18 protein-coding genes, 1 tRNA gene, 3 rRNA genes and 1 riboswitch are annotated in these 23512 nt (G+C 33.9%); all 22 genes read right to left on the minus strand.

Features of this window, described 5'->3' with window-relative positions:
* Positions 1-4 precede the first annotated feature (4 nt).
* The 22 genes from HPRAE_RS08710 to HPRAE_RS08815 all read right to left on the minus strand — a co-directional run bounded on the left by HPRAE_RS08710 (position 5) and on the right by HPRAE_RS08815 (position 23308).
* Positions 5-796: a HutP family protein gene (locus HPRAE_RS08710; RefSeq protein WP_014553851.1), complete on the minus strand. Its 792-nt coding sequence runs from the start codon at positions 794-796 to the stop codon at positions 5-7.
* Positions 793-1317 carry a 2-C-methyl-D-erythritol 2,4-cyclodiphosphate synthase gene (gene ispF, locus HPRAE_RS08715; RefSeq protein WP_014553852.1) on the minus strand — a complete coding sequence of 175 codons (525 nt, stop codon included), beginning with the start codon at positions 1315-1317 and terminating at the stop codon, positions 793-795. Before ispF ends, HPRAE_RS08710 begins: the two co-directional genes overlap by 4 nt.
* Entirely contained in the window at positions 1310-2005 is a 696-nt protein-coding gene (ispD, locus tag HPRAE_RS08720; protein ID WP_014553853.1) for a 2-C-methyl-D-erythritol 4-phosphate cytidylyltransferase, read from the minus strand. The genes ispF and ispD overlap by 8 nt, the downstream gene beginning before the upstream one ends.
* Positions 2006-2009: 4 nt before the next feature.
* Positions 2010-3098 carry a PIN/TRAM domain-containing protein gene (locus HPRAE_RS08725; protein WP_014553854.1) on the minus strand — a complete coding sequence of 363 codons (1089 nt, stop codon included), beginning with the start codon at positions 3096-3098 and terminating at the stop codon, positions 2010-2012.
* Positions 3099-3125: 27 nt separating this feature from the next.
* Positions 3126-3632: a CarD family transcriptional regulator gene (locus HPRAE_RS08730; RefSeq protein WP_014553855.1), complete on the minus strand. Its 507-nt coding sequence runs from the start codon at positions 3630-3632 to the stop codon at positions 3126-3128.
* 108 nt (positions 3633-3740) lie between these two features.
* Entirely contained in the window at positions 3741-4820 is a 1080-nt protein-coding gene (disA, locus tag HPRAE_RS08735) for a DNA integrity scanning diadenylate cyclase DisA (protein ID WP_014553856.1), read from the minus strand.
* A gap of 33 nt (positions 4821-4853) precedes the next feature.
* Entirely contained in the window at positions 4854-6221 is a 1368-nt protein-coding gene (radA, locus tag HPRAE_RS08740) for a DNA repair protein RadA (RefSeq protein ID WP_014553857.1), read from the minus strand.
* A 97-nt stretch (positions 6222-6318) separates the two neighbouring features.
* Positions 6319-8739: an ATP-dependent Clp protease ATP-binding subunit gene (locus HPRAE_RS08745; protein ID WP_014553858.1), complete on the minus strand. Its 2421-nt coding sequence runs from the start codon at positions 8737-8739 to the stop codon at positions 6319-6321.
* 56 nt (positions 8740-8795) lie between these two features.
* Complete coding sequence (locus HPRAE_RS08750; RefSeq protein ID WP_014553859.1) at positions 8796-9257, minus strand: CtsR family transcriptional regulator; 462 nt, start codon at positions 9255-9257, stop codon at positions 8796-8798.
* 189 nt (positions 9258-9446) lie between these two features.
* Positions 9447-9522, minus strand: a tRNA-Asn gene (locus HPRAE_RS08755).
* Between the two features lie 13 nt (positions 9523-9535).
* A 5S ribosomal RNA gene (gene rrf, locus HPRAE_RS08760) occupies positions 9536-9652 on the minus strand.
* A 58-nt stretch (positions 9653-9710) separates the two neighbouring features.
* Positions 9711-12685 (minus strand): 23S ribosomal RNA (locus tag HPRAE_RS08765).
* 264 nt (positions 12686-12949) lie between these two features.
* Positions 12950-14500: ribosomal RNA gene (locus tag HPRAE_RS08770) — 16S ribosomal RNA — on the minus strand.
* The 16S, 23S and 5S rRNA genes sit together here with 1 tRNA gene alongside, the layout of an rRNA operon.
* Before the next feature lie 684 nt (positions 14501-15184).
* The gene (locus HPRAE_RS08775) at positions 15185-15583 is read right to left on the minus strand and encodes a secondary thiamine-phosphate synthase enzyme YjbQ (protein ID WP_014553860.1); all 399 of its coding nucleotides are present in this window, start codon (positions 15581-15583) and stop codon (positions 15185-15187) included.
* Positions 15584-15712: 129 nt separating this feature from the next.
* Positions 15713-17194: a lysine--tRNA ligase gene (gene lysS / locus HPRAE_RS08780; protein WP_014553861.1), complete on the minus strand. Its 1482-nt coding sequence runs from the start codon at positions 17192-17194 to the stop codon at positions 15713-15715.
* Positions 17195-17272: 78 nt separating this feature from the next.
* On the minus strand, positions 17273-17755 hold the full coding sequence (gene greA / locus HPRAE_RS08785) for a transcription elongation factor GreA (RefSeq protein WP_014553862.1): 483 nt from the start codon (positions 17753-17755) through the stop codon (positions 17273-17275).
* 204 nt (positions 17756-17959) lie between these two features.
* Positions 17960-18934 carry a tRNA dihydrouridine synthase DusB gene (dusB, locus tag HPRAE_RS08790; protein WP_014553863.1) on the minus strand — a complete coding sequence of 325 codons (975 nt, stop codon included), beginning with the start codon at positions 18932-18934 and terminating at the stop codon, positions 17960-17962.
* Positions 18935-19708: a type III pantothenate kinase gene (locus tag HPRAE_RS08795; protein WP_014553864.1), complete on the minus strand. Its 774-nt coding sequence runs from the start codon at positions 19706-19708 to the stop codon at positions 18935-18937.
* A 118-nt stretch (positions 19709-19826) separates the two neighbouring features.
* A complete protein-coding gene (locus HPRAE_RS08800; RefSeq protein ID WP_014553865.1) occupies positions 19827-20768 on the minus strand; it encodes an NAD(P)H-dependent flavin oxidoreductase in 942 nt (313 codons plus the stop codon).
* Between the two features lie 140 nt (positions 20769-20908).
* Positions 20909-21859, minus strand: a complete 951-nt coding sequence (locus tag HPRAE_RS08805; protein ID WP_014553866.1) for a BMP family ABC transporter substrate-binding protein — start codon at positions 21857-21859, stop codon at positions 20909-20911.
* Between the two features lie 4 nt (positions 21860-21863).
* Positions 21864-22706 carry a biotin--[acetyl-CoA-carboxylase] ligase gene (locus tag HPRAE_RS08810; protein ID WP_014553867.1) on the minus strand — a complete coding sequence of 281 codons (843 nt, stop codon included), beginning with the start codon at positions 22704-22706 and terminating at the stop codon, positions 21864-21866.
* Positions 22707-22765: 59 nt separating this feature from the next.
* On the minus strand, positions 22766-23308 hold the full coding sequence (locus tag HPRAE_RS08815) for a folate family ECF transporter S component (protein WP_014553868.1): 543 nt from the start codon (positions 23306-23308) through the stop codon (positions 22766-22768).
* Between the two features lie 69 nt (positions 23309-23377).
* Positions 23378-23471: riboswitch (THF riboswitch) on the minus strand.
* Positions 23472-23512 lie beyond the last annotated feature (41 nt).

Genomic DNA, 23512 nt, shown 5'->3' on the forward strand with positions numbered 1-23512 from the left:
AAAACTATATTACACTAGTACCAACTGTTAATTGTTCTGGGCCATCAACCAAAGCATGACCAAATTTACCAAAAATGGCTACAGAAACATGACCATCTCCTCTAACAATAGCTATTTTAAATCCTCCACCAAGGCCAGGATTAATAAGAGCTAATTGACTATAAGCATCCTTAACTGCATTAGAAACTGCCATTTTTTCACGAGAATTTTCACTAATTACTCCTCTTGCAATAGCAGCGACTGTAGTACTTTCTCTTAATTTGATCGGTAATTTTTCTGCACTAGCCCCAGTTTGAGTAATAGCTCCACGATAACCATAACCCTCAATCTTTTTTAGCCAATACTCTTCATAATCTCGACTTCTAGTCATAGAAAGATAAATAGCAGAACTCTCAGGAGTTATAGTCTTTTTTTCCATTTCTATTTCTTCTTCTTCATCTTTTAGATATCCATAAACTATATCTTCAGAAGTAACAATACCTACTAATCTCTTTTTATCATCAAAAACAGGTAAACCACCAATATGGTTATCTGATAATTTTTTTGCTGCTTGTTGGACTGTACTATTTTCATTGATAGTTATTAAGTCATCAGACATAAAATCACTAACAGGTGCTTCTAAATCCCTCTCAGAAATTATATCACCATCTGTTAACATTCCAAAAACTTTACCATCTTCTTCAACTAATAATCTTCCAATTTTATTAATAGAAAGTATTTTTTCTGCTTCCATAATTGTTGCATTTAAAGAAATTGTTATTGGATCATTTGTCATTATATTTTTTACTAACATCATTTAATACTCCCTTCCCCTTTCAAGTTCTTAAAAAAGCGCCAAAGTTTTTGCTCTACTACACTTACAACAGCATAAGCTGCCATACCTTCTTTGCGACCAACAAAACCCATTTTTTCATTTGTTGTTGCTTTAAAATTTATATCATTATTTTTTAAAACTAAATGTTCTGCAATAGAGTTAACAATTTGACTGCGATAGGGTTTTAATTTTGGTTTTTCAGCTACAACTACTAAATCACAATTACTAATTATAAATCTTTTTGCAGCTACTTCTGCTTTAACTTCAGCTAAAAGTTCTAAACTACTAATATCTTTGTATTTAGGATCATCATCTGGAAAATGACTACCGATATCACAACTTCCAATTGCTCCTAATAAAGCATCCATCAGAGCATGAAGCAATACATCAGCATCAGAATGACCTGCTAAACCAAAATTTGATTCAATTTCAACTCCACCTAAAAAAAGCTTTCTATTTTCACTAAATCGATGACTGTCATAACCAAAACCAACTTTAAACATCAGCATACTCCTTTAAAATAATTTCTGCCGGTTTTAAATCTTCTGGGGTTGTAATTTTAAAATTATTATAATCTCCCTCAACAATATACACTTTTTCTCCTAATTTTTCAACCAAAGTGGCATCATCAAGCGCTTTGTTTCCATTATAATTTTTGTGTGCTTTTTTGATTAATTCCAGCTCAAAAGCCTGTGGAGTTTGAATAGCTCTTAAATTGTTGCGATCTAAAGTCTGATTAACCAAAGAATCTTCAACAACTTTTATTGTATCTTTAACTTTAACTCCACAACTAACTGCATTATGCTTTTTTACTGCTTGATAAACTTTTTCAATCAATTCTTTTTTTAGCATTGGACGAGCTCCATCATGAATTATAACATAATCAATTTCTTTACTAAAACTAGTTAAACCTCTTCCAACTGATTCCTGCCTGCTTTTTCCCCCAGCTACTAATTTGAATTCCATATTTTCAAAATCAGAAAACAGGGGTATTATATTTTTTTTAAAATAATTTATTTCAGTAGCTGCTAAAACTATATTTAATTCAAAATCTCTTTCCCAATCTAAAAAACTCTTTATGGTATGATAGATAATTGGTTTTTTTAAAATATTCAAAAATTGTTTATTAACTTTCCTTTTCATCCTGCTACCTTGACCAGCAGCTGCAATTAAAACACCTATTTTAGACATTAGATCACCCTCTAATATTTTTAGGACGAGCAAAGATCATTCTCCCAGCAGCTGTCTGTAAAATACTAGTAACAAGTACTGAAATATCATCTCCTAAGTATTTAACCCCTTTTTCAATTACAATCATTGTTCCATCGTCTAAGTAGGCAACTCCCTGACCTTCTTCTTTACCTTCTTTTATTACTTTAACCTGCATTTCTTCTCCAGGTAGTACTACTGGTTTAACTGCATTAGCTAATTCATTAATATTTAAAACAGTTACTCCCTGCAGCTCAGCCACTTTATTTAAATTATAATCATTTGTTAAAACCTTAGCTGAAGTAAGTTTTGCTAATTTAACTAATTTGCTATCTACTTCTGAAATTTCTTCAAAGTCACGATTAATTATTTTGACTTTTATTTTCGGATCATTTTGCATTTGTCTTAGAATATCGAGTCCTCTTCGGCCTCTATTTCTCTTTAAATCATCAGCAGAATCAGCAATATGCTGTAGTTCTTCTAAAACAAATTCTGGAATAATAAAATTACCTTCTATAAATCCAGTTTTACAAATATCAAAAATACGTCCATCAATAATAACACTGGTATCTAAAATTTTATCACTACCTGTTTTATTTTCTGGACATTCCTTTTCTTTCTTTTTCTTAGCAAATAAAAAAGAACGTAAATCTGCTTCTTTATGACCTGCAAGAGCAAAACCAATATAAATAAAAGTAACATTAATGAAAATTTGTAAAGGTAAACCAAAACGAGGTATTTTAGAGATAGAAAATATAAAATTTATAATAGCACCAGTTATAAGACCAATTATAAGACCAATTACAGCTATTAAAATTTTTTTCCAGCTTATTTCTTTAAATTTAAGTTCAAAATCCATAATAAAATTCAGTAATTTTTCTAACAAATAAAATAATAAAAAATAACCCAACAAGGCACCTAAAAACACAGCATAAAATTGCTTGGTAAAAAAGAATCCCCCAACATTTCCCCAGCTGAAATTATATTCATTTGCAAAACCAAACATATCAACTAGGTGATAAGCAATAACTCCGCCAAAAATCCCAAAAATAAACCGCATTATTTTCTTTAGCACTCACTCACCTCCTCCAAAAACTTTAAATTAATTTTCGGAATCAACTTCTTCTTCACTAAGTGTAAATAAATCATCCATTTTTTCAGATACACTTTCTTCATCCATATCTTTAGCTAAAACCAATTCACTAATTAAAATCTGACGAGCATTACTTAACATCTTTTTTTCTCCTGTAGAAAGGCCCTTATCTCGATCTCTAATACTTAAATTTCTAACAACCTCAGCTACTTCGAATATATCACCAGTTTTTAGCTTTTCTTGATTAGCCCGAAAACGTCTATTCCAATTTTGAGACATTTTACTTTTTTCTCCATCTAATAATTCAAAAACTTCATCTGCTTTTTCTTCTGAAATAACATCTCGAATTCCAATTTTATCGATTTTATCAACTGGAATCATAACTTTCATTTCTCCAATTGGCAGCTTCATAATATAATACTCTTTTTTTTCATCTAAAATAGTCTTAGTGTCAATACCGACAATAGTTCCTGCACCATGATTTGGATAAACGACTTTGTCTCCAATTTTATACATCTTATCCACTCCTCTTTTATGAAAGCAATAAAAATCCACCTTATAATTATATCATTTAGCAAAGCAGCAGTCAATTTAAGCATTTTTTAGTTTAAGTAATTAATAAATTTAGATATGTCGATCAAGCAAAACCTGATCTCTTAGTCTTCGCAGCCCATCTTTAATAGCTTGAGCTCTTACTTCCCCAATTCCATCAACATCATCTAAGTCATCAACTGAAGCCCTAATAATTGCCTGTAAATTTTCAAAGTGTTCAACTAAATTTTCTATAACTGGCATTGGCAAACGGGGTATTTTCCTCATTATTCGATAACCACGAGGAGATACTGTTTCTTCTAAAGCATTAACACTACCACTATAACCTAAGGCTTTACTAATAGTATTTAAAGTTAAAATTTCATCTGAAGACCAATCAGTTAAGTTTTCTAATACTTCTTCTGGATCAGAAGTATCTTCTTCTAACTCTTCTGATATATAATCTTCAATTAAAAGAATTCCTTCTTTTTTAACATTGTTTACTAGTTCTTCTAATTGCATTTTAATTAATCTACCTTCAGATCCTAACTCAGAAATATACTTTTCAATTTCTCTTTGAATTTTCAAAACCATTTCTGTTCTTTGAATAACTGTAACTACATCTGATAAAGTTACTAAATCTTCAAACTCTAAAGCCCCTAAATTTGTTAAAGCTTGATCAAAAACAGAACGATACTTTTCTAAAGTTTGAATAGCCTGATTAGCTTTAACTAAAACTACTCTAATATCTTCTAGAATATGTTTTGAGTCGCTTTTATAAATAGTAATAATTGAACGTCTTTGTGAAATTGCAATTACTAATTCTCCAGTTTGACGTGCTACTCTCTCTGCAGTCTTATGTCTAGTCCCTGTTTCAGAAGATTTAACCGTAGGATCAGGTATTAATTGTGCATTAGCAAATAAAATGTTTTTTGCATCTTGATCTAAAACAATCGCCCCATCCATTTTAGCTAATTCATATAACCTGGCAGGTGAGATAGGACTATTAATTTGAAAACCATCATTAACTAAATCTAATACTTCTTTTTTATCACTAACCACTATTAAACCACCAGTTTGTGCTCTTAAAATATTTTCTAAACCATTTCTAAACACAGTTCCTGGAGCTAAAATTTTAAGAATTTCTAGTAATTTTCCATCAATTTCTTCCATTAGTTCACCTCTTTTCATAAGCTTAATTAACTATTATAAAATAATTTTAACAAACTCAGCTATATCTTTAACTGCGTCAATCTTAAGTTCAGGATCAAAAGCTAAATTATTAGCATTTGCTGCTGGAATAATAACTTTTTTAAATGATAATTTTTTTAATTCATTAATTCTTTTTTCAATCTGCCCAACAGCTCTAACTTCACCACCAAGACCAACTTCACCAATAACAGCTAAATCATTAGCCAGAGGTTTATCTTTATAGCTAGATACTACAGCAGCTATAATTGCCAGATCAAGACCTGGTTCTTCGACATCAATTCCACCTGTAATATTTAGGTTAACATCATGTTCTTTAAAGTTTGCTCCTAAACGTTTTTCTAAAACAGCTAAAAGTAAAGATAATCTTTTGTAATCAACACCTTTTGCTAGTCTTTGAGGAGAAGGAAAGGCTGCATCAGTTACCAAAGATTGAACTTCTACCAACAGTACTCTACTTCCTTCTAAAACTGGAGTAATAATTGAACCAGAAACATCTGCAGAACGTTCATTAATAAAGAAACTAGAAGGATTAGCCACCTCTTTAATACCATTTTTCTTCATTTCAAAAACACCAATTTCATTTGTAGAACCAAAACGATTCTTTTTAGCCCTCAACATCCTATACATATGGTAATTATCACCTTCAAACTGTAAAACTGTATCAACTAAATGCTCTAAAACTCTTGGTCCTGCTAACTCACCTTCTTTAGTTACATGTCCAATTAAAACAACTGGAATACCTGTTGTTTTAGCTAATTTAACTAATCTATTTGTAACCTCTTTTATTTGAGTTAAATTACCAGGAGCTGCATCAATTTCGGGAATATGAACAGTTTGAATAGAATCTACTACTATTAAAGCATAATCCTTATTTTGAGCTATATGATTTTCTAAAACCATATAATCTCGTTCATCTAAAATATTTAAATTTTCTTCCATACAATCAAGTCTTTCTGCTCTCATTTTAAGTTGGGAAGCAGATTCTTCACCAGAAAGATAAAGAGTTTTTCCATATTTTTGACTAAAAAGAGAAGCCACCTGAAGTATCAATGTTGATTTACCGATACCAGGGGCTCCACCAATTAAAATTAAAGAGCCAGAAACAACCCCACCACCAAGCACTCGGTCAAGTTCAGTTATATTTGTTTGATAACGCTGTCTCTTCACCGAAGAAACCTTTGTGATTGGCTGTGGTTCTTTCTCCTCTCTTCTTAAATCATATTTATTTTTATTAGTATTTGAATTATCTTCAATAATTTCTTCCAAACTATCCCAGGAACCACAATTAGGACATTTTCCCATCCAATTAACTGATTTAGATCCGCATTCTTGACATAAGTAATATTTTTTCGCTTTTGCCATTGTTAATAGCTCCTACTTGTAAATTTTACTCTTATTTAGCTTTAATTATATCATTTTTTACATCATTTTACAAGAAGCCTTCAGCTGATAACAAAGCTTAGCTAACTATAAAATCAAATTCATTTTCAACAACATCTATAGTAACTTTTTTATTATTTTCAAATTCTTTATCTAAAATCTTAACTGCTAAAGTATTTTCAATTTGACGCTGAATTTCTCTTCTTAAGGGGCGAGCACCAAATTCTGAATCATATCCATCTTCTGCTAATTTTTCTTTAGCTTTTTCAGTCATTTCTAATTCAATCTCTTTTTCAGCCAATCTTTCTTTAAGTTCATCCAACATTAAATCTACAATTTTTTTGATATGCTCTTGATTTAAAGCATGAAAAACAATTGTTTCATCTAATCTATTCAAAAATTCTGGTTTAAATGTTTTTCTGAGCTTAGACATTACATTATCTTTCATATTTTCATAATTATCTTTTTCATCATTTTCTGCTTTAAAACCTAATTGTGATTGTTTTTCTATAAAGTCCGCACCCACATTAGATGTCATCACCACAATTGTATTTTTAAAATCTACTTTACGTCCATGACTATCTGTTAAAACTCCATCTTCTAGAATTTGCAGTAAAATATTAAAAACATCAGGATGAGCCTTTTCTATTTCATCAAATAAAATAACCGAATAAGGTCTTCTCCGAACAGGTTCAGTCAATTGTCCTCCCTCATCATGACCAACATAACCTGGAGGAGAGCCTACAAGTCTAGAGACTGAATGTTTTTCCATATATTCTGACATATCAACTCTAATCATTGCTTCTTCATCATTAAACATTGTTTCAGCTAAAGTTTTAGCTAACTCAGTTTTTCCAACACCTGTAGGTCCTAAGAAAATAAAAGAGCCTATTGGTCGCTTAGGGGCTTTTAAACCAGCTCTAGCTCTACGTACAGCCTCAGAGACAGCATTTATTGCTTCATCTTGACCAATTACTCGCTCATGTAACTCAGATTCTAATCTTAATAATTTTTCAGTTTCTGCTTCTTCTAATTTAGTCACTGGAATACCAGTCCAACTAGAAACTATTTCAGCTATATCTTCACTAATAACAACTGCATCTGCTTTCCCTTTTTCATTTTCCCAGCTATTTTTTAATTCTTCTAATTCTTGACTAAATTCTTTTTCTTGATCTCTCATCCTAGCAGCTTTTTCAAATTCTTGATTTTTTATTGCTGCTTCTTTTTCTTTTTCAACTTCTTCTAGTTTTTTTCTTAACTGTTTAAATTCTGGAGGTCTAGTGCTTTTACTTAAGCGGACTTTAGATGCTGCTTCATCAATTAAATCAATTGCTTTATCAGGTAAAAATCTGTCTGAAATATAGCGATTTGATAATAAAACTGCATCTTTAATTGCTTGATCAGTAATTTTAACCTTATGATGAGCTTCATAAGGATCTCTTAAACCTTTAAGAATATCAATTGCTTCTTCAATTGAATTTTCTTCAACTAGAACAGATTGAAACCTTCTTTCTAAAGCTGCATCTTTTTCGATATATTTACGATATTCATCTAAAGTAGTTGCTCCTATTGCTTGTAATTCTCCTCTAGCTAAAGCAGGCTTCAAAATATTTGCCGCATCAATTGCACCTTCGGCTGCTCCTGCTCCCACTAAAGTATGCATTTCATCAATAAACAAAATAATATTTCCATTTTCAATAATTTCATTCATTACTGATTTTAAACGTTTTTCAAACTCACCTCTATATTTAGAACCTGCTACTAGCGAGCTCAAATCTAAAGAAACAACTCTTTTATTTAATAAAAGTTCAGGTACACTTTCACTAATTATACGCTGAGCTAGTCCCTCAATAATAGCTGTCTTACCAACACCAGGCTCTCCAATTAAAACTGGATTATTTTTAGTTCGTCTACTTAAAACTTGAATAACTCTATTAATTTCCTCATCCCGACCAACAACTGGATCTAATTTGTTTTCTTTTGCCATTTCAGTTAAATCACGACTATATTCATCTAAATTTTTAGTATTATTATTTATTTTTTTGCTTTTTCTTCTTCTATTAATTTTCCCACCAAGTAGATCTATAATTTCTTCTTTAATATTACTTATATCAGTATCTAAGTCCATTAGAATTCTAACTGCAACACCTTCTCCTTCTCGAATTAACCCTAATAAAAGGTGCTCCGTCCCTATATAATTATGACCCATTTTTCGAGCCTCATCCATTGCTAAATTCAAAACTTTTTTACTGCGAGGTGTGAGACCAATAGAACCTTCTACTTCATCCTCTCCTTCACCAATCATTTCTATTATTTTACTTTCTACAATTTCTTCTTTTAGACCATTATCTATTAATGACCGAGCAGCTATTGCTTGTCCTTCTGCCACTAAACCATATAAAATATGCTCAGTACCAACATAACTATGTTTCAATTTTAAAGCTTCCTGCTCAGCAATACTTAAAACTTTTCTTGCTCTTTCTGTAAACTTTGCAAACATTACTGCCACCCCTTATTTGATATATTCTAAAAAATTTAATTTATAAAAATTGATTTTTAATTAACTTTAAAAATAACTTCCAACATATTTTTTAATATTCTCCCTCTTAAATAATCTCTTTCTGGTAGAGAAGTTTCTAAAACATTTCGATCAACTGCTCTTTTCATTAAATGGAATTCTCTTTTTGAAATTAATGAGTTTTCATATAATCTTTTTATAATTCCTTTAGCTTCACGCTGGTTAATTGCATTATCTAATTTATTAATAACTTTTTGAATAACCTCAGTTTCTGAATTTAAAGTTACTTTAATAATTTTAATAAAACCACCACCACCACGCTGACTTTCAACAACATATCCTTTTTCTACTGTAAATCTTGTATTAAGTACATAATTTATTTGGGAAGGAGCACAATCAAAATTCTCAGCTAATTGATTTCTTTTAATTTTAACTTTGCCCTGATATTCAGAAATTTTTTTACTCAAATATTTTTCAATTTGATCAGATAAACTTGACATATTCTCCTCCTCCTAACTTTGACTTATTTTGACCTTCAATTACATGATACTATATTTATATAAAAATGCAAGTAATTATAATACAAAAAAAGCAGCTACAATTAAGTAGCTGCTTTACAAAACTATATTTTTTATTAAAAATTTAATTTTTATAATAAAAAAAGACCTTATTTAAGGTCATCAAAAAAATGGCTCCCCGAGCAAGACTCGAACTTGCGACAAGATGATTAACAGTCATCTGCTCTACCAACTGAGCTATCGGGGAGTATTTAAAAAAGGACCGGCAGCGACCTACTCTCCCACATCGTTACCAATGCAGTACCATAGGCGCAGGAGGACTTAACTTTTGTGTTCGAGATGGGAACAAGTGTTGCCCCTCCGCTATTACCACCGGAAAGCTATTAAAATGTCATATTGTATAAACTATACAATCAAAAACACATATAGGAAATAATGATTAAGCCCTCGATCTATTAGTACCAGTTAGCTCAATGTATTACTACACTTACACCTCTGGCCTATCTACCTTATCATCTTTAAGGGATCTTAACTTCTTAACGAAGTGAGATACCTAATCTTGAAGTCTGTTTCACGCTTAGATGCTTTCAGCGCTTATCTTTTCCACACTTAGCTACTCAGCTATGCTCCTGGTGGAACAACTGATTCACCATCGGTGTGTCCATCCCGGTCCTCTCGTACTGGGGACAGCTCTTCTCAAGTATCTTCCGCCTGCGACGGATAGGGACCGAACTGTCTCACGACGTTCTGAACCCAGCTCGCGTACCGCTTTAATTGGCGAACAGCCAAACCCTTGGAACCTGCTTCAGCTCCAGGATGCGATGAGCCGACATCGAGGTGCCAAACCTCCCCGTCGATGTGAACTCTTGGGGGAGATAAGCCTGTTATCCCCGGGGTAACTTTTATCCGTTGAGCGACGGCAATTCCACACTATACCGCCGGATCACTAAGTCCTACTTTCGTACCTGCTCGACTTGTCTGTCTTGCAGTTAAGCTCCCTTATGCCTTTACACTCTTCGTGCGATTTCCATCCGCACTGAGGGAACCTTTGAGCGCCTCCGTTACTGTTTGGGAGGCGACCGCCCCAGTCAAACTGCCCGCCTGACAATGTCCTGTGACCAGTTTATGGCCTCCAGTTAGAATTCCGCTGTAGAAAGGGTGGTATCCCACCAGCGACTCCACTGACATTGGCATGCCAGCTTCAAAGTCTCCCACCTATCCTGTACATTCTACATCAAAACCCAATATCAGGCTGCAGTAAAGCTCCACGGGGTCTTTCCGTCCTGTCGCAGGTAGCCTGCATCTTCACAGGCAATTTAATTTCACCGAGTCCCTTGTTGAGACAGCATCCAAGTCGTTACGCCATTCGTGCAGGTCGGAACTTACCCGACAAGGAATTTCGCTACCTTAGGACCGTTATAGTTACGGCCGCCGTTTACTGGGGCTTAGGTTCAGACCTTCGTGGCAAGCACTAAGCCTTCTCCTTGACCTTCCAGCACCGGGCAGGCGTCAGCCCCTATACTTCGTCTTACGACTTAGCAGAGACCTGTGTTTTTGATAAACAGTCGCTTGGATCTTTTCACTGCGACCCACTAGCTAATGCTAATGGGTACCCCTTCTCCCGAAGTTACGGGGTCATTTTGCCGAGTTCCTTAACAAGGGTTCTCTCGCGCGCCTTAGAATTCTCTTCCCGTCTACCTGTGTCGGTTTGCGGTACGGGCACTATAAATCTCATTAGTGGTTTTTCTTGGCGACTCATTAAGTGGCTTCACCTCTATTGGCTCCACATCACTAAAAGTCATTAGCGGGTAAAGGGATTTGCCTCCTTACCCTGACTCTATAGCTTATACGTGTTCTTCCAGTCACACGCTCCACTCTCTTTGCCGCGTCCCCACTTCACTCAAACAATTTATAGTGGTATCTGAATCTTTACAGATTTTCCATCACCTACGCCTTTCGGCCTCGGCTTAGGTCCCGACTAACCCTGGGAGGACGAGCCTTCCCCAGGAATCCTTAGACTTTCGGCGAAGGAGATTCTCACTCCTTTTTCGTTACTCATACCGGCATTCTCTCTTCTGTACAGTCCACTGCTCCTTACGGTACAGCTTCGTTCCGTACACAATGCTCCTCTACCACTTACAATTATATAAATATAACCATAAATCCACAGCTTCGGTGATATGCTTTAGCCCCGTTACATTTTCGGCGCAAAACCGCTTAACCAGTGAGCTATTACGCACTCTTTAAATGAGTGGCTGCTTCTAAGCCAACATCCTGGTTGTCTGTGCGATCTCACTTCCTTTTCCACTTAGCATATACTTTGGGACCTTATCTGGTGGTCTGGGCTGTTTCCCTTTTGACTATGAAGCTTATCCCACATAGTCTGACTCCCGATGAACATTAAACGGCATTCGGAGTTTGAATGGATTTGGTAACCTTGTTGGGCCCCTTGTCCAATCAGTGCTCTACAACCATTTAACTTTTACATCGAGGCTAGCCCTAAAGCTATTTCGAGGAGAACCAGCTATCTCCGAGTTCGATTGGCCTTTCACCCCTATCCACAACTCATCCCCTCATTTTTCAACATAAGTGGGTTCGGGCCTCCACAAGCTCTTACACTCGCTTCACCCTGGTCATGGATAGATCACTCGGTTTCGGGTCTACCAATCATAACTTCCGCCCTTATCAGACTCGCTTTCGCTCTGGCTTCATCTCTATGACTTAACCTTTCGCTACGATTGGTAACTCGCCGGTCCGTGATACAAAAGTACGCAGTCAGGCTTTTAAATAGCCCTCCTACTTGTTGTAAGCTTATGGTTTCAGTTTCTATTTCACTCCCCTTCCGGGGTTCTTTTCACCTTTCCCTCACGGTACTTGTTCACTATCGGTCATTCAGGAGTATTTAGTCTTGGAAGGTGGTCCTCCCATATTCTCACAAGGTTTCTCGTGTCTCGTGATACTCTGGATAATTCTCTAACTTCTTTTACCTTACGTCTACAGGACTATTACCTTCTTTGGTTTAGCTTCCCAGCTTATTCGACTCGGTAAAAAATTTAAGTTAGCTAAAAACTGTAGTTTTTAGACAGTCTATCCTACACCCACTTAAAGCAACGTCTACAGACTTACACTTTAGTGTTTGGACTCTTCCCCTTTCGCTCGCCGCTACTAAGGGAATCTCGTTTTGATTTCTTTTCCTCAGGGTACTAAGATGTTTCAGTTCTCCTGCTTGTTCTTATATAGCTACTTATTTCACTATATAATACCAGTGCTCCACACTGGTGGGTTTCCCCATTCGGATATCCGCGGATCTACGCTTATTTAGCAGCTCCCCACGGCTTTTCGCAGCCGGTCGCGTCCTTCATCAACTCTGAATGCCAAGGCATCCACCATAAGCTCTTTCTAGCTTAATCAATCTATTTCCTATATGCATTTTTCAATGTACAGTTTTGACGGCCTCAATGGCCTAATACTAAACAATCATTTTTGTGTATCAAAGAGTGTTTAGTTAAGTTAATAATAATGAAGCCTCATTAAAGCTCTTCATTTAGATTAACTATTATATATTATTTATAAAAGATTTCATTACTCTAGTATAACTTCTTTTTTACAAAAAAGTTAAACTAAAGTTAATTAAACCTTCAAAATTAAACAGCAGGCTCACGTTCTCTCCTTAGAAAGGAGGTGATCCAGCCGCACCTTCCGGTACGGCTACCTTGTTACGACTTCACCCCTCTTGCCGGGCACACCTTTGGCATCCGCAGATGACTTCTGGTGCACCCAACTCGATTGGTGTGACGGGCGGTGTGTACAAGGCCCGGGAACGTATTCACCGCAGTATGCTGACCTGCGATTACTAGCGATTCCAACTTCATACAGGCGAGTTGCAGCCTGCAATCCGAACTGGGATTGATTTTCAAGGATTTGCTCCACTTCGCAGCTTAGCTCCCCTCTGTATCAACCATTGTAGCACGTGTGTAGCCCGAGATATAAAGGGCATGAGGACTTGACGTCATCCCCACCTTCCTCCGACTTTCACCGGCAGTCTTCTTAGAGTCCCCGACATTACTCGCTGGCAACTAAGAATAGGGGTTGCGCTCGTTGCGGGACTTAACCCAACATCTCACGACACGAGCTGACGACAGCCATGCACCACCTGTCTCCGTGTAGCACAAAGTGCTAAATTCTACTCTCATAGATGGTCACGGGATGTCAATTCTCGGTAAGGTTCTTCGCGTTGCTTCGAATTAAACCACATGCTCCACCGCTTGTGCGGGCCCCCGTCAATTCCTTTGAGTTTCAATCTTGCGATCGTAATCCCCAGGCGGGATACTTAATGCGTTAACTCCGGCACTGAAGGATTCGAACCTCCAACACCTAGTATCCATCGTTTACGGCTGGGACTACCGGGGTATCTAATCCCGTTCGCTCCCCCAGCTTTCGTACCTCAGCGTCAGTGTTAACCCAGAGAGTCGCCTTCGCCACTGGTGTTCTTCCTAATATCTACGTATTTCACCACTACACTAGGAATTCCACTCTCCTCTGTTACACTCAAGATAACCAGTTTCAAACGCAGTCTGTCGGTTAAGCCGACACCTTTCACGCTTGACTTGATTATCCGCCTGCGTACCCTTTACGCCCAATAATTCCGGACAACGCTTGCACTCTACGTATTACCGCGGCTGCTGGCACGTAGTTAGCCAGTGCTTCCTCCAAAGGTACCGTCAGGTGGGTAGCATTTACTATACCCACGGTTCTTCCCTAAGGACAGAGCTTTACAATCCTAAGACCTTCTTCACTCACGCGGCGTTGCTCCATCAGGCTTTCGCCCATTGTGGAAGATTCCCCACTGCTGCCTCCCGTAGGAGTCTGGACCGTGTCTCAGTTCCAGTGTGACTGATCGTCCTCTCAGACCAGCTATAGATTGTTGCCCTGGTGAGCCATTACCTCACCAGCTAGCTAATCTACCGCGAACTCCTCCTCAAACGATGGCAGAGCCACCTTTTCTGATTGTGTGATGCCACACTCTCAGCTTACCTCGGATTAGCCCGACTTTCGCCAGGTTATCCCAGACTTGAGGACAGATTATTCACGTGTTACTCACCCGTCCGCCACTATCTAGATCTCGTCTTCAACCCGAAGGTATCAGTCGAGGTAGACCGTTCGACTTGCATGTGTTAAGCACGCCGCCAGCGTTCGTCCTGAGCCAGGATCAAACTCTCCATAAAAAGAATTTGAATTTGGCTCATATTATTTAATATAAGCTTTAAACTATAATAATTACTTTTAAGTTTTAACACTCAAAGTATATTAACGTTGGCTTGCTGTTTAATTTTCAAGGTTCACAAAATCTTCTTTTTATGACGCATTGTCGATTTTGCGTTAGCACATCGAGTGCGTCACCTGCATCTTCTTTTGTAGAACAAAAGGATGATGCCTTGCTAGGGGATTGACCCCTTCGCATAAAACTCTTTTATTAAAACAAATTTTAAATTTACACTTACTTATTAAAAGCAGTATGTAGAAGTAATTTGTTTTTATAATTCGCTGCGTTTTTTATCAGCGACAATTAATATTGTATCAACTCACACTCAATTTGTCAAGAACTTTTTAGAAAAACTTTAAAAAAGATTTTCTTTATTTTTTAAAACTTTTAACTTGCGTTATTTCCCTTATATATAAAGAAGAGAAATTTTTAAGCTTTAAAAAATGAAGTTCTTCAAATCTCTAAAACTAAACTTTAAAAACTAGAGATTATTTGTGCGACATCTATTATCATATCAAGTTCTTTTTAGTTTGTCAAGAACTTTTTAAGATAATAATATTAAAACAAATAATTTTTAAATCTCTTTTGCTTCGACTTTTAATATGATAGCATTAAATTTATTATTTGTCAAGCAATTTAAGACAAATTAAGCTTTAATAATTTTTAAATTAACTAGTCTTTTTCTTGGACCATCAAATTCACAAAAATAAATCCCCTGCCAAGTCCCTAATTTTAATTTTCCATCTTCAAAAATAATACTTTGATCATTGCCAAATAAACTAGATTTAATATGTGCAGCAGAATTACCTTCTAAATGTTGATAATCATCTTGAAATGGAATCAATTTATTAATTTCTTTTTTTATATCCTCTTTGACATCTGGATCTGCATTTTCATTAATAGTTACTGCTGCAGTAGTATGAGGGATATTTATTTGAATTAAACCAGACTTAATTTTTGAATCGCTAATCTTTTTTTTGATTTCAGCAGTTAAATCAACAAAATCTATTTTTTTATTAGTTTTAATTGTCAATTGACTAAACATTAAAACATCTCCCTTAATCATAATATATTCAAGTTAAATCGATCTTTTTAAAAACTGAAAATTAAAATAAATAAAATCAAAAATATAACCAAGATTTTACTCTTAGCTATATTTTTGAATTTTTAATATCTATTCATTACTTTCTGGTCTCATAGTTGGAAAAAGAATTACATCTCTAATTGAACTTGAATTAGTTAAAAACATAATTAATCTATCAATCCCAATCCCTAATCCACCTGTAGGTGGCATACCATATTCTAAAGCTCGAATGAAATCATAATCCATCATCTGAGCTTCTTCATCACCAGCTTCACGCATTTCAACTTGTTTTTCAAATCTTCGTTTTTGTTCTTCTGGATCATTTAACTCACTAAATGCATTTGCAATCTCTCTTCCATAAACAAAAGCTTCAAACCTATAAGTAAAACGAGGGTCTTCATCCATTTTCTTTGCTAATGGAGAAACTTCAATGGGATAGTCCATAATAAAAGTAGGCTGAATTAATTTTTCTTCAACTCTCTCTTCAAAAACCTCATTAATAACTTCACCATAAGAAAGACCTGGTTCTGGTTTTACCCCTACAGAAGCTGCAAGTTCATATGCTTCTTCAGCTGATTCTATTGCTGAAAAATCAACTTTTGCATATTTTTTAATGGCATCTACCATAGTAATTCTATCCCAAGGAGCAGTAAAATCAATTTCAGTCTCTTCATATTCTACTACTTGAGTATCTAAAACTTCAGCAGCTAAATAGCTAATTAGGTTTTCAGTTAATTCCATCATATCATGGTAATCAGCTTGAGCTTGGTAAAGCTCCATCGTTGTAAATTCTGGATTATGTTTATAAGACATCCCCTCATTACGGAAGTTTCTATTAATTTCAAATACTTTTTCAAAACCTCCAACAATTAATTTCTTGAGATATAGTTCTGGGGCAATCCTTAGATATAAATCCATATCTAAAGCATTATGATGAGTAACAAAAGGACGAGCAGTTGCTCCACCTGCAATTGGATGCATCATAGGAGTTTCTACTTCTAAAAATCCTTTATCTTCTAAATATCTTCTCATTTCTTTAATAATCTTACTTCTAATTACAAAAGTTTCTTTTACATCTGGGTTCACTATTAAATCTAAATATCTTTGGCGATAACGAATATCTTTATCCTTTAAACCATGAAATTTTTCAGGTAAAGGTCTTAATGATTTAGTTAAAAGCTCAAAAGAAGCTACTCTAATTGAAATTTGACCTCTATTGGTTTTAAATACGGTACCAGTAATACCTACGACATCTCCCAGATCCAAATCTTGAAAAAATTCATAGCGATCTTCACCAATATTATTTTGCTTAACATATAATTGTACTTTTCCACTCATATCAACTAAATCAGCAAAACTTGCCTTCCCATGAGTACGAATAGCCATTAATCTTCCAGCTAGTCTAACTTCTTTTTCTTCTAATTCTGCAAAATTGCTTTCTACTTCTGCAGCATGATGAGTTACTTTATATTTTTCAGCAAAAGCATTTTCTTTTTCTTTTCTTAGTTCAGATAGCTTGTCTCTTCTTTGGATCATTAATTCATTCATATCTTCGAGTATATTATCACTCATATAAATATCCAACTCCTTATTTGATTATAATCATTCTTTAAATATACAATTAGTGACTACTCAATTAAAGTTATTAAATTATTTTTTAACCTTTTTGATTGATATAATTTCATAGTTAACTTCTCCACCTGGAGTATCAACTTTAACTTGATCTCCAATTGCATGGCCTAAAATTGCTTTTCCAATCGGTGATTCATTAGAAATTTTATAATTTAAAGGGTCTGCTTCTGCAGAACCAACTAAAGTATAGCTGATTTGCTCATCATTATCAAGATCATTTAACATAACAGTTGTACCTAAATTAACTTTTTTATCAGTTACTTCATCATCTTTTACTACATGAGCATCACTCAACATATTTTTAATCTCTTGAATTCTACCTTCAACAAAAGCTTGCTCATTTTTAGCATCATCATATTCTGAGTTCTCACTAATATCTCCAAATTCTCTTGCAACTTTAATTCTTTTTGCTACTTCACGCCTTTTTTCAGTTTCCAAATATTCTAGTTCTTGCTCTAATTTTTCAAATCCTTCTTCAGTCAGCATTACCTGATCTGCCATAATTATCTACCTCTGCTTTCTAAATTAATATTTTTAAATTATCTAAATTATCTAATATCTATAAAATTATCAAATGGGCCAGCACAATCAGGCCCAAAATAAAATAAGTTAGATTATATTTCCTAACAATAATATAAAGCTACAATTATTAATATTATAAAGAACTTTAGTTTTTTTGTCAAGCAAGACTTTTTAAGCTACACCTTAATTTCTTAAGTTTTTTTGATACTTTTGTAACAATTCAATTAGCTCATCAGCCTTAGTTAACTGATTAACTTTGTTTTTCATTTCACTAGCATTAGCCAAACCCTTTAAATACCAAGAAATATGTTTTCGCATAATAGGAACACCATGTCTTTCGCCATAATAATTAACAGCTAATTTTAAATGTCTAATAGCCATTTCAATTTTTTGATAAGCAGCAGGAGAGTCAATTATTTTGCCAGTTTTCAAATATTGAATAACCTCTTTAAAAATCCAGGGATAACCTTGGGCTGCTCTTCCAATCATTATTCCTTGACACTTTGTTTGTTCAAAAATCGCTTTAGCTGCAGCTGCTGAAAAAATATCTCCATTTCCAATCACTGGAATCTCAACTGCCGCTACAACAGCTTTAATTATCTCCCAATCTGCCTCACCTTTATAAAACTGATTTCTTGTTCTACCATGAACAGCTACTGCAGCTGCTCCAGCTTCTGCTGCAACTTTTGCTAATTCTACAGCATTAATATTTTTTTGATCCCAACCACTTCTCATTTTTACTGTTACGGGCACCTTAGCTGAATCAACTACAGCTTCTATAACTTCAGCTGCAAGGTTTAAGTTTTTCATTAAAGCAGATCCTGCTCCATTTTTTACAATTTTTCTTGCAGGACAACCCATATTAATATCTATCAGATCAGCACCATATTCTTCCACAATACCAGCTGCAGCTTGAGCCATAAATTTAGGGTCTTCACCAAAAATCTGAACAGCAATTTTAGCTTGTGGCTTTTCACTAAAAGTTATTAATTCAGAAGTTCTTCGATTACCATACTCATAACCTTTAGCACTAACCATTTCTGTATAAAGAAGTTCTACTCCCATTTCTCTAATCAACTGGCGATACGGATAATCACTTACTCCAGCCATTGGAGCTAAAAAAACAGGTGTTTCTACCTTTAAATCATTAAATTCCATTTAAGAAACCACTCCATTTACATTAGCAATATATTTTAAACCTTTTAAAGTTAAAAAGGGTTCAACATAGTCAATTAAATCAGTTTCAGCAGCAATTAGACTAACTAAACCACCTGTTGCAATTACAGTTGCTTCTTCTGATAACTCACTCTTTAACCTTTTAATTAAATATTCAACTTGACCAACAAAACCATAAACTATTCCAGCTTTCATACCATCAATAGTGTTTTTTCCAATGGCCTTTCCAGGCTCAATTAATTCAATCCTGGGCAATTTAGCTGACTGTCTAAATAATGCTTCTGCAGAAATTCCAATTCCAGGTGCTATTGAGCCACCAAGATATTCTTTTTTTCTTGAAACAGCACAAAAAGTTGTAGCTGTTCCAAAATCTACAATTATTAGTGGGCCATCATAAAGGTGACCAGCAGCAACTGCATTTACTATTCTATCAGCTCCAACTTCTTTGGGATTGTCTGTTTTAATATTCATTCCAGTCTTAATTCCTGGGCCAATTACCAAAGGATTAACATCAAAATAACGGTAAGCAGTTTTCTTTAAAATCCTCAAAATTGGTGGTACAACACTAGAAATAATAATTGAATTAACTGCTTGATTACTTATGTTTTCTGATTGAAATAAATTTTTAAAAAGCATTCCATATTCATCTGGAGTTTTATTTCTATCAGTAGCAATTCTCCAGTGAGTTTTTAACTCTTCCCCTTGATATAAACCTAATACTGTATTAGTATTACCAATATCCATTGTTAAAATCATTTTTTTGCTCCCTTATAATTTATATTTATAACTAACTATAATTTAAAATAAACTAAAGTAAAATTAAAAGCTGCAGTTATATATTAAAATAAACTGCAGCAAAATGTCAAATTAATTTTTAAGCTTTAAAATATTCTTTAATTCTCTGGAAAATTTCTTTAGTGGATAAAATTTCTTTAACCCTACCAATTCCAGCTCCTGTAAAAAAGACTCCTGTTTCTAAATTACCTGCTTTAGCGTTAACTAAAGCATCTTTTATACAAAATTTCTTAGTACAATTTTTTAAACATTGATTACAATTAGCTGGAGCAGGGGCTCGACCAGCCTTAATTAGGTCTGCAAACCTAGTTTTGATAGCATTTGCCTTATACCCAACTGAACTCATTATTTTCATTACATCTTCTCCAGAAGCACTAACACATAATTCTTTAAATTTTTCTGAAACAGATGCTTCTTTACTCGCTAAAAATCTAGTTCCCATTTGTATTCCATCAACACCTAATTTAAACATTGCTTCCATGTCAGGTGGATTAACGGCTTCTCCAGCTCCAATAACAGGAATTTTTACTTTAGTTACAATTTTTTTGATTAAATCAAAACTATGTTCATTACTTCCTAAGTGACCGCCAGCATTTCCACCTTCAACTACTACTGCAGCTGCTCCTAATTTTTCTGAAATTCGTGCCAATTTCAAAGAGGAAACTATAGGAATTACTGGAGTATTATATTTTTTACCAACTGTAAACATATCTCGAGAAAAACCAGCTCCAGAAATTATACAATCTATCCCAGCTTCGACCGAAGCCTTCAACAGTTCACTAAAACCAGAAGCAGCAAACATAATATTTACTCCAATTATACCATCACTTAAACTTCTAGCTTTTTTAATTTCAGCTTTTAATTCTTGAGGGCTCATCACAGAGGCTCCAATAACTCCAATACCACCTTCATTGGCAACAGCAGCAGCCAATTCTGCCATTGAAACTCTAATCGCCATTCCTCCTTGAATAACAGGAATTTTAACTTTCAAATCAGCAATCTCTAATTTAGGTAATTTCAATTTATCACTCCTAAAAATATTCTTAAAACTATTCTTCTTTATCTTATCACAAATCAAAAAAGATTTAAATACTTTTTTGACTTCAAGTCATATTTGCTAAGTTGAAAATCTAATTCCTACTAATTTATACTATTTAATTATTATTTTATTTCATTACTAAGATAACGCTGTTTGTATTCTTCAATCTTCTTTATGTTTTTAGTAATCATCATATCTTTTGCTTGGTCTTGATCAATAATCAAAGCATTTTCCGCTAAGCCATATTCCTTTACTCCATTTTCATAATTAGAATTTTGGTAATCAGTAATTACTTTTTTTACTAAATAATCAGTATTTTTTAAGATAACAGTTAACATATTATTAGGAGCCAAATTGATATCAGCAGCAGCTAAAGAAATTAGTTTTAAGTTTTCCTGCAAAGCAGTCTCAATAATCCCTTGACCAGAAGCTCCAGCAGCATAAAATACTATATCTACTTTTTTTACTGCTAATTTTTTAGTAACTTTTTTAGCTCGAGAAAAATCATTAAAACTAGCTAAATACTCATTATAAATTTTTATTTCAGCATTGACTGCTTTAACACCTTTTTCAAAACCTAATTGATATTCTGTTATTTCTTTATTATTTTTACCACCTATAAAAGCAACATTTTTAGTATTTGTTTCAAAACCAGCTACAAGTCCTGCCAAAAAGCCTGCTTCTTTTTTATTAAAAATAATTGATTTAACATTTTCTTCTTTTACTCTACCATCAAATAACACAAAATTACGCTTTGGGTACATCTGGGCTGCTTCTCTAATTGCTTGCTCCATGGTAAAGCCAAGCCCCCAAATTAAATCAAATCTATTTTCAGCATAACCATTAATTTTCTCTAAGTACTCAGACATTAAATTTGATTCTTCAAATTTAACTACCAGATCAAAATCATTGGCAGCTTTAATTAAGGAATCTTTTAACTGTTGATTATAATTATAATCTTCAAAACCACCAATATCGCTTACTAAAGCAACTTCTAAAGTTTGAGCAGAAACTAGATTAGAAAATAAAAATAGAATTAAAATAATTAAAATTAAATTAAATTTATATTTCATTTTTTTAGATCCTTTCTTCAAAATCAGTTAAAGTTTTATAATCTAAAGTTGTATGTAATGATTGTAATTTTTTTTGACTTCCATCAGCAAAAACAACTAAAAGCTCACCAGTGTTTAGAACTGCTTTAATTAAAACCCTATATTTATTACCTTTATATACCAAGTCTACTTTCTTATTTTTTAAAGCCAACTTTTTTTTCCAAAGTTCAATAATTTTTTGTTGATTATCATTTAGGTATGACTTAAGCTTAATTTCCATTTCTAAAATTAATTCAGCTAAAAATAAACTCTTATCTAATTTTTTGGCTTTTTCTAAATAATAAGAAGTTGCAATTTTATTTATTTCTTTTTTGAAATTAATATTATTTAAATTTATTCCACAGCCAATTATAACAAAAGTTCCTTGTTTTTTATCAAAAACTAGTTCAGATAAAATGCCACATATCTTTTTATTTTTAACTAAAATATCATTAGGCCATTTAATTTTTGTTTGGAGACCAAAATTTACCAAAGTTTTATGAACTGCTAAAGCCGCTGCAGCTGTTATTTGAGGAATATTTTCTAAGTCCTTATTTATTTTAAATAAAAATGAAACTGCTAAACTAGCTGGATCATCAGAAAACCAAGAATGACCCTTTCTACCACGCCCTGCTATTTGCCGATTAGCAGTAAAAATAATGATATTATTTAAAGAATTTGCTGCTAAAGCTTTTTGCTGTAAATATTCTTTTGCTATTTTATTTGTGGATCCTATTTCTTCATATATTTTTAACTCAAAATTATGAGCTAAATTATTTTTTAATTTTTTCTCTATTCTTTTCCTATTCAAATGATTTAAATCTTGCATTATCAACTCTCCTAGAAAAAGGACCCGAAACGGGTCCTTTTAATTTATTATTTAATTTTCTAGCAGTTACTTCCTGCCTTTACTTTTTTTATCTCAACACTTTTATAATTAATTAAAGTTTTAATAAAATAGACATAAATTGGAACATTAATTAACTGACTTAATACCCTTGGAGGCATTAAAATAGCAAATGATACTTCAAACAAATTATTTATAAAATAAGGAACCAAGATTAAAGAAGAAATAACTTGTCCTACTGAAATAGCAATCAAAATTACTGGTAAAGTTCTACAACGTTTGAGTACATAAAAAATCATAAAACCTGGAATAAAACCAGTTAATAATGATGTAAAAGTAAAATGAGGCATATAAGCACCAATAGGATTAATAAAATACCCTAAAATATCACCAAGTGCGCCTACAATGGCTCCTGCTAGTGGTCCAAAAGCTATACCAGCAAATATAATTGGCAAAGCTCCAAAACCAATTCTAACACCTTCAACCCCAGCAACTGGAATTCTAATACTTAAAACTCTAGTTAAAATAACGGTCAAAGCAATTAAAAAAGATAAATAAGCAATCTTTTTTGTACTTATTTTCATGTTTCCACCTCCCTCCCTCTCTGGTTAGCTGATAGTTTAACCTGCACCAAAGAAAGAGGAAACTTTGGTGACAGCGGACGCGACAGCAAGACCGCAGCTTTAAGCTTTCGTTTCAGAGCGACGTCCCATCTCTGAACACTCTACGCCTTCTGTCTACTCTATCACTATATTATCTTATTTTTATTATAACTTATTTATTCATCT

The organism is Halanaerobium praevalens DSM 2228, assembly GCF_000165465.1.
In the GTDB taxonomy this organism is placed as follows: Bacteria; Bacillota; Halanaerobiia; order Halanaerobiales; family Halanaerobiaceae; genus Halanaerobium; species Halanaerobium praevalens.

What these genes read in the sequence shown, in the direction of transcription:
- radA (WP_014553857.1), bottom strand. Translation starts at nt 6,221, where the DNA reads ATGGCAAAAGCGAAAAAATATTACTTATGTCAAGAATGCGGATCTAAA.
- HPRAE_RS08750 (WP_014553859.1), bottom strand. Translation starts at nt 9,257, where the DNA reads ATGTCAAGTTTATCTGATCAAATTGAAAAATATTTGAGTAAAAAAATT.
- disA (WP_014553856.1), bottom strand. Translation starts at nt 4,820, where the DNA reads ATGGAAGAAATTGATGGAAAATTACTAGAAATTCTTAAAATTTTAGCT.
- HPRAE_RS08745 (WP_014553858.1), bottom strand. Translation starts at nt 8,739, where the DNA reads ATGTTTGCAAAGTTTACAGAAAGAGCAAGAAAAGTTTTAAGTATTGCT.
- ispF (WP_014553852.1), bottom strand. Translation starts at nt 1,317, where the DNA reads ATGTTTAAAGTTGGTTTTGGTTATGACAGTCATCGATTTAGTGAAAAT.
- lysS (WP_014553861.1), bottom strand. Translation starts at nt 17,194, where the DNA reads ATGAGTGATAATATACTCGAAGATATGAATGAATTAATGATCCAAAGA.
- HPRAE_RS08710 (WP_014553851.1), bottom strand. Translation starts at nt 796, where the DNA reads ATGATGTTAGTAAAAAATATAATGACAAATGATCCAATAACAATTTCT.
- HPRAE_RS08730 (WP_014553855.1), bottom strand. Translation starts at nt 3,632, where the DNA reads ATGTATAAAATTGGAGACAAAGTCGTTTATCCAAATCATGGTGCAGGA.
- HPRAE_RS08810 (WP_014553867.1), bottom strand. Translation starts at nt 22,706, where the DNA reads ATGCAAGATTTAAATCATTTGAATAGGAAAAGAATAGAGAAAAAATTA.
- HPRAE_RS08815 (WP_014553868.1), bottom strand. Translation starts at nt 23,308, where the DNA reads ATGAAAATAAGTACAAAAAAGATTGCTTATTTATCTTTTTTAATTGCT.
- HPRAE_RS08775 (WP_014553860.1), bottom strand. Translation starts at nt 15,583, where the DNA reads ATGTTTAGTCAATTGACAATTAAAACTAATAAAAAAATAGATTTTGTT.
- greA (WP_014553862.1), bottom strand. Translation starts at nt 17,755, where the DNA reads ATGGCAGATCAGGTAATGCTGACTGAAGAAGGATTTGAAAAATTAGAG.
- dusB (WP_014553863.1), bottom strand. Translation starts at nt 18,934, where the DNA reads ATGGAATTTAATGATTTAAAGGTAGAAACACCTGTTTTTTTAGCTCCA.
- HPRAE_RS08795 (WP_014553864.1), bottom strand. Translation starts at nt 19,708, where the DNA reads ATGATTTTAACAATGGATATTGGTAATACTAATACAGTATTAGGTTTA.
- HPRAE_RS08805 (WP_014553866.1), bottom strand. Translation starts at nt 21,859, where the DNA reads ATGAAATATAAATTTAATTTAATTTTAATTATTTTAATTCTATTTTTA.
- ispD (WP_014553853.1), bottom strand. Translation starts at nt 2,005, where the DNA reads ATGTCTAAAATAGGTGTTTTAATTGCAGCTGCTGGTCAAGGTAGCAGG.